Annotated in this window: 7 protein-coding genes; 2 read left to right on the top strand and 5 right to left on the bottom strand. The window is 67.9% G+C overall.

Translation table 11 applies throughout. From position 1 onward, the window contains the following. Nucleotides 1-148 precede the first annotated feature (148 nt). On the top strand, nucleotides 149-313 hold the full coding sequence (locus AC1DY5_RS36610) for a hypothetical protein (RefSeq protein WP_478119383.1): 165 nt from the start codon (nucleotides 149-151) through the stop codon (nucleotides 311-313). Between the two features lie 16 nt (nucleotides 314-329). Here AC1DY5_RS36610 and AC1DY5_RS36605 read toward each other — a convergent pair whose 3' ends face one another. From AC1DY5_RS36605 to AC1DY5_RS36585, 5 genes are read right to left on the bottom strand one after another with little or no spacing between them, the layout of a single operon-like run. Then, complete coding sequence (locus AC1DY5_RS36605; protein WP_478119382.1) at nucleotides 330-1,724, bottom strand: amidase; 1,395 nt, start codon at nucleotides 1,722-1,724, stop codon at nucleotides 330-332. A gap of 34 nt (nucleotides 1,725-1,758) precedes the next feature. Beyond that, nucleotides 1,759-2,670 carry a dihydrodipicolinate synthase family protein gene (locus AC1DY5_RS36600; RefSeq protein WP_478119381.1) on the bottom strand — a complete coding sequence of 304 codons (912 nt, stop codon included), beginning with the start codon at nucleotides 2,668-2,670 and terminating at the stop codon, nucleotides 1,759-1,761. Nucleotides 2,671-2,714: 44 nt separating this feature from the next. Continuing rightward, entirely contained in the window at nucleotides 2,715-3,737 is a 1,023-nt protein-coding gene (locus tag AC1DY5_RS36595) for an aldo/keto reductase (RefSeq protein WP_478119380.1), read from the bottom strand. Between the two features lie 30 nt (nucleotides 3,738-3,767). After that, nucleotides 3,768-4,742 (bottom strand): Bug family tripartite tricarboxylate transporter substrate binding protein, encoded by a 975-nt coding sequence (locus tag AC1DY5_RS36590; protein ID WP_478119379.1) that lies wholly within the window; start codon nucleotides 4,740-4,742, stop codon nucleotides 3,768-3,770. Between the two features lie 47 nt (nucleotides 4,743-4,789). Further along, nucleotides 4,790-5,476 (bottom strand): RraA family protein, encoded by a 687-nt coding sequence (locus tag AC1DY5_RS36585; RefSeq protein ID WP_478119378.1) that lies wholly within the window; start codon nucleotides 5,474-5,476, stop codon nucleotides 4,790-4,792. Between the two features lie 94 nt (nucleotides 5,477-5,570). Between AC1DY5_RS36585 and AC1DY5_RS36580 the strand changes: the two genes are divergently transcribed. Beyond that, a complete protein-coding gene (locus AC1DY5_RS36580) occupies nucleotides 5,571-6,506 on the top strand; it encodes a LysR family transcriptional regulator (RefSeq protein WP_478119377.1) in 936 nt (311 codons plus the stop codon). Nucleotides 6,507-6,761 lie beyond the last annotated feature (255 nt).

Raw genomic sequence — 6,761 nt, 5'->3', positions numbered from 1 at the left:
AGTCACAAGGGAATCTCGTTCTTCGCTTCAGGGAACTTCAGCTTAGCGAACTGACCCCGCGCCGTTGCTGGGGATGCGAACCGTCAGCTTTGACACCGAAAACAAATCGACCCCTGGCCGCGCGGGACGACCGCACCGTCGACCCCCCATGCGCAACAGCGCGGTGCTGGCGAAGCGGCTGCGGCAAGCGGGCGCATCCGTCCGTCTGGAGTTCCTGGAGGGCGTGAACCACGTGACCGTCGGCGGGCTCGCGTCGCCGCTGCGCGGGCTGGCGCCCGTGCGCAGCGAACTGACGGCGTTCGTGCGAGGGTGATGGCGCTCCTGCGCTCTCAAGCCTCCCGGGGCCGCTGCAAGTGCCACGCCGTCGCATCCTGGAACGCCCAGCCAATGCGCAACGCCATGGCTTCGTCATTGGCGCGGCACACGATTTGCAGTGACGTCGGCAACCCATCGGGCGCGACGCCATTGGGAACGGCGAGCGCGCAGAGATCCAGGTAGTTGGCGAAGCGCGTGTAGTGCGCGGGCGCCTTGCTCTGGTCCACTTCGTTCAGCGGAAGCGCGGTCGTCATCGTCGTCGGCGTGAGCAGGGCATCCACCCCGTCCATCGCCGCGGTGAACTGCTGCTTCATCGTGTCGCGCATACGCAGCGCCTCGATGTACTCACGCGAGCTGATGTTCCGACCCGCCGCGATGCGGGGACGGACGTGCGGGTCCAGCGGCGCGCTCTCGTCGTCGATCAGCGCGTGGTACAGCGCATAGCTCTCGGCTGCCATGATGCGCAGGTTGAAGGCCGCCACGTCGGCAAACACGAAGGGCAACTGCACCGGAACGATCTCGGCACCCAGGCGCTCCAGCACCGCGAGCGAGCGGTCGTATGCCGCCAGCACGTCGGTGGACGCGACCTGTGGCTCGCCTTCGGGCATGCGCGCCAGGCGCAGGCCACGCACGCCGCGCTTGAGCGTGGGCATCGGGTCCATGTAGGGCAGGCCGCGCGTGAACGGGTCCAGCGGGTCGGCGCCCTGCATGACGGTGTACAGCAAGGCCGCATCCTCCACGGAGCGCGTCATCGGGCCCGGCGTGTCCAGAGTCGGGCTCAGGGGCAGCACGCCGTGCGTGCTCACCCGGCCGATCGTGGTTTTCAGGCCGGTGATGCCGCACCACGACGCAGGCAGGCGCACCGATCCGCCGGTATCCGTGCCGATGGCCCAGGGCGTCAGCCCCGCGGCCACGGCCACGCCGGAGCCGCTGCTCGAGCCTCCGGGCGTGCGGGCACGTTGCAGGTCCCAGGGGTTCCACGGCGTCCCACGCCGCGTGTTGGTGCCCCATCCGCCCATCGCGAATTCGACCGTGTGCGTCTTGCCCAGGACGATCATGCCCTGCGCGAGCAGCCGCCGGGCGAGCGTTGCGGTGCGGGTGGCCTTGCGGTCCCTCCACACCTCGCTGCCTCCGGTGACCACCTTGCCCTCGAGTTCGATGAGGTCCTTGAGCGCGATCGGAACGCCGTGCAGCGGGCCGACCGCATGACCGGACCGGATCGCCGCCTCGGCGGAGCGAGCCGCGAGCCGCGCCTCTTCTGCGTACACCTCGTTGAAGGCATGCAGCTTGGGGTCCTGCGCCTCGATGCGCGCTAGGAAGGCGTCGACGAGCTCCACCGGCGACAGGCGCCGTTCCTGCAGCTGACGGGAGAGCTGGTGCACCGGCACCAGGGTGATGTCTTGCGTCATGGATGCCGATGCTCCTCTGCGAACGGAAATTACCTCAGAGCCCCGGCATGCGGAAGCCGATGGACTCCAGCGCGTGCAGCAGCGCCTGCTCCTGCTCGGGCGCCAGCTCGGTCAGCGGCGGGCGCACCGTCCGCCATGATGGCTTGCGACCGTAATGCGCCACCGCCGCCTTCATCGCGGGAATCATCGAATGGCGCTGGAAGACGGCGCGGGTCGCGTCAAGCGCAGCCTGCTGCGCGTCCGCATCCGGCCCTTGCCAGGTGTGGAACAGCTTGACCATGGGCGTGGGGTTCACGTTGCCGGTGGCCGTGATGCAGCCGGCGCCGCCGCCGCGCAGGGTACGCAGCAGGAAGACCTCGCTGCCCGCGAACACGTCGAAGCCCTCCGGCTGGAAGTTCTTGAGCATGGCCTCGGTGTTGCTCCAGTCGCCGGAGCTGTCCTTGATGCCGGCGATCGTGCCCGGGTAGGCCTTGAGCAGCCGCTCGATCAGGTTCAGGCTGATGGGCACCTGGGCCACCGGCGGGATGTGGTACAGGTTGATGCGCAGGCGGGCATCGCCCACGCGCTCAATGACTTCAGCGAAGTGCCGGAACAGGCCATCGTCGGACACGCCCTTGTAGTAGAAGGGCGGTAGCATCAAGACGCCGCCGACGCCTGCCGCCGTGGCGTGCCGCGTGAGTTCGACGGTGTCGGCCAGCGAGCAGCAGCCGGTGCCCGGCAGCAGGCGCGCCGCCGGAATGCCGGCACCCAGCGCCGCCTCCAGCAGGGCGCGCCGCTCCCCCACTGACAGGGAGTTCGCTTCCGAGTTGGTCCCGAAGATGGCCAGGCCGACGTCGCCGGCGACCAGCCATTGACAGTGCCGCACGAAGGCCTTCGTGTCCGGCGCCAGGTCGGTGGTGAACGGGGTGAGGACCGGCGAGTAGATGCCGGACAGCTTGTGCTTCATGCTCTTGTCCAAGGCTATGGGTTGGTTTTGTCGGTGCCGGTTCTTCAGCTGTGGCCCAGCACGGCGCGCGGCTCGTAGGGCTGCTCCAGGAGCGCAGCTTCCGCTGCGGACAGCCGTACGTCGAGCGCGGCCACCGCCTGCTCGATCTGGTAGCCCTTGCTGGCGCCGGCGATGGGGGCGGTCACGCCCTTGTGCAACAGCCAGGCATAGGCGAGGCTGGCGGGAGAGACACCCTTTTCGGCAGCCAGCGCCTGCAGCCGCTCGCGCACCTGCAGGTCGGAATCGCGCCCGTAGAACTTGCGCGTGGTGTCGTCGGCCTCTGCGCGCGCGGACTGCGCAGCTTCCCCGGCCTTGGCCTCACTCGCGAGGAAGCCGCGTGCCAGCGGACTCCAGGGCAGCAACGCCACGCCGGAGTCCTGGCAGAGCGGGATCATCTCGCGCTCCTCCTCGCGATACACGAGGTTGTAGTGGTTCTGCATGCTGGACAGGCGAGTCCAGCCGTTCTCCTTGGCCACCTGCTGTGCCTTGGCGAATTGCCAGGCCCACATGCTGCTCGCCCCGAGATAGCGCACCTTGCCCGCCTTCACGACGTCGTGCAGCGCCTCCATGGATTCTTCCAGCGGCGTGTGCGAGTCGAATCGATGGATCTGGTAGAGGTCGATGTAGTCCGTGCCCAGCCTGCTCAGCGACGCGTCCAGCGCATGGAAGATCCTCTTGCGGCTGAGGCCGTCGCGGTTGGGACGGCGGCAGAAGCTGTCGTGGTCCACGCCTTCGAAGGCCACGTCGACCGGGTTGAACACCTTGGTGGCCACGACGGCCTCCTCGCGGCGCGCGCCCGGGTAGATCTCGGCCAGCATGCGGCCGGTGACGACCTCGGACTCACCGCCGGAGTAGGCGTCCGCGGTGTCGAAGAAATTGATGCCGAGGTCCGCCGCCAGCCGGAACAAGGGCCGCGCGGCGGCCTCGTCCTGGATCCACGGCCGCCACGCGGGCGAGCCGAACGTGAGCGTGCCCAGGCAGATGCGCGACACCACCAGGCCGGTGGCGCCGAGTCGAACGTATTGCATGGAGGGGGCCCCGGACCGGGCTGGAATGGGTTACTGCGGCTCGACGCCGGCGGCCTTGAGGATGCGGCCGTATTCGGCGGAGTCCTTGCGGATCAGGTCTTCCATGTCCTTGGGCGTGCCGCCGACGGGGTCGAGGGCGATGTCGGCGAACATCTTGCCCATGTCTTCCTTCAATGCCTTGTTCAGTTCGGCATTAAGGCGGTCGACGAAGGGCTTGGGCGTGCCGGCGGGGGCGACCATGCCGATCCAGGTGATCGACTCGAAGCCGGGGAAGCCGGCTTCGGCCACCGTGGGCAGGTTGGGCAGCAAGGGCGAGCGCTTGGCGCTGGTGATGGCCAGGGCGCGCAGCTGCTGCTTGGGGTCGCGGGCATACGGCAGCGCCGTGGGCGAGGTCTCGAACATCGTCTGGATCTGACCGCCCAGCAGGTCGTTCAACGCCGGGGCGCCGCCCTTGTAGGGGACGTGCAGCACGTCGACCTCGGCGGCCGCCGTGAACTGGCGGGCCGAGATGTCCTGGCCCGTGCCGATGCCGGCGCTGCCCATCGTGACCTTGCCCGGCTGGGCTTTCGCTGCGGCGACCAGCTCCTGCACGCTCTTCACTGGCAGCGACGGGTGCACCAGCAGGATGTTGGGCTGGTTTACCAGCCGGATCACCGGCGTGAAGTCCTTCAGCGTGTCGAAGCCGGTGCGCTTGTACAGGAACCGGTTGGCCGCCAGCACGCCGGAGCTGGTGACGAACAGGGTCTGGCCATCGGCCGGCGACTTGGCGGCGATTTCGGCGCCGATGTTGCCGGAAGCGCCGGCGCGGTTGTCCACCACCACCGGCTGGCCCAGCACGTCGCCTAGGCGCTTGCCCACGGCGCGCGCCACCATGTCGACACTGCCGCCGGCCGGGAAGGGCACGATCAGCTTGATGGGGCCGGACGGCCAGGTCTGCGCGGACACGCTGCCGGCGGCCAGGAGGGCCAGCGCGAGGAGATTGCGACGCATGCGGATGAAGGTCATGGGAGGGTACTTGTCTTCAGTCTGGGCAAGAGGGGTGGCGGCCCGGTTCAGGCCTTCTGCTTCTGCTTGTGCTTTTCGATGGCGTCCAGGATCACCTTGGTGGAACCCATGATGTCCGGGTACTTCTCGCCCGCGTCGATGCGGGCCAGCGTGCGCCTTTCGTCCTTCATCATCTGCAGCGCGCGGTTCGCCGATTCGACGATGTCGGCCGCAGGCAGGACGAGGATGCCGTTCTCGTCGGCCAGGATCGCGTCGCCCGGGTTCACGCCGACGCCGCCGCAGCTGACCGGGCCGCAGAACTCGCCGCCCAGGCCCAGGGTCTTCACCGTGACGGCGGAAGTCCCGCGCGACCACGCTGGCACGCCGTACTGGCGCAGCTCGCCCAGGTCGGTGACGAGGCCGTCGACGATGATGCCGGCCACCCCCGCGGCACGGGCCGCGTAGGCGACCGCGCCGCCGATGGTGGCGATGGAACGGTCGCCGCAGCGGTCAATGACCAGCACGTCGCCTGGGCGGGCCTGCCCCACGGCGTAATGGACCATGGCCCCGTCCATGCCGGGCGCGCACACGGTCACGGCAGTGCCGGCGATGCGCCGGTCCTGGAAGTGGGCCTTGATGTCCGGGCTCACGAAGCCGGTGTAGCGGAAGTGGCCGATCACGGCGGGCTCCGCCTGTACCAGGAGGTCGAGGAGCTCGCGGTCGACGGGTTTCGGAAGGGGATTCAGGACGTACATCGTTGCGTGGATGATGGTGTGAGCGCAATTTATCGATGAATGCGCCCCCTGAAAAACGAGTTATTTGGACGGTACTTGATAGAATTTTTGGATCATGCGGATTACCCTGAGACAAATCGAAGCCTTCTACTGGACGGCGAAGCTCGGCAGCATCCACGCTGCGGCGGATCACCTGAACTTCAGCCAGCCGGCCGTCTCCGCCCGCATCAAGGAGCTGGAAGGCGCGCTGAACTTGGAGCTTTTCACGCGCAACAAGCAGCGGGTGCAGCTCACGCCGGAAGGCCGCCATGCCGTGGCCCACGCGGAACGCGTGCTGAGCGCGGGACAGGAGTTCGAGCGGATCGGGCGCGCGGGACCGGCCCTCGAGGGCGTGCTGCGCCTCGGCTCGGACGAATCGACGGCCATGGTGGCCCTGTCCGAGATCCTGAGCCGCGTGAAGCGCCGCCACCCCAAGCTCATCGTGGAGTTGACCATCGACGTCGGCGCGGTGCTGAAGGAGAAACTGCGCAAGCGCGAAATCGACATCGCCTTGCACACCAACGCTGCGGCGGTGTCGCATGTGATCGACGAGTTGCTGGGATGGGTCGAGTTCCAGTGGGTTGCCTCGCGCGACATGGATCTCCTGGACGCCGACTTCACCCCGGCGATCGCGACCAAGCTGCCGATCGTCACCAACCCGCCGCCTTCGACGCTGAACGCCACTGTCCAGAGATGGCTGCGCAGCGGCGGATTCGACTTCGACGGCGTGAACTCGTCGAACTCCTTGCAACTGATGGTGCGGCTCGTGCGCGCGGGACACGCCATCGCCGTCCTGCCGATGCCGGTCGTGCGCGAACAACTGGCCAACGGCGAACTACGTTGCCTGCCGGCGCGCCCGGCGATCCCACCCGCCGCGTACTACGCGTCGTACGTGCAGGACGACGCGGTGCGGGGCACACCGGTCGTGGTGGAGATCGCCAGGACCGTGCTGGAGGGGGAGCGCTTCTTCACGCGCGTGCCGGAGGCAGTGGAGCTCGCAAGGGTGGCTTGACGGGTGAGACCTGCAGCCCCCCAGAGGCTGAGAAGCTTTCGCTTCCCGGCTGGTGAATGACAGAGCGTGGTCCACAGCGCGTGGATGACACGCGCAGCAGTTGGCTGGAAGTGGAGATTCGCAGCGCGTGCCGTCCCTTCCAAAAGTGACGGCAAAAGTGAGACTGCCCGTGGTCTGAAGAGCCTTGTGCGCGGCCAAGCCGCAACCAAGCAAGGGGTTGGTCCAGTCGGAAAGTAAGAGTGAAACCGCTGTTCC

It is taken from the genome of Variovorax sp. P4_D9, from assembly GCF_056401695.1.
The sequence above is the reverse complement of the archived record's forward strand: the minus strand, read 5'-3'. Positions and strand labels throughout refer to the sequence as shown.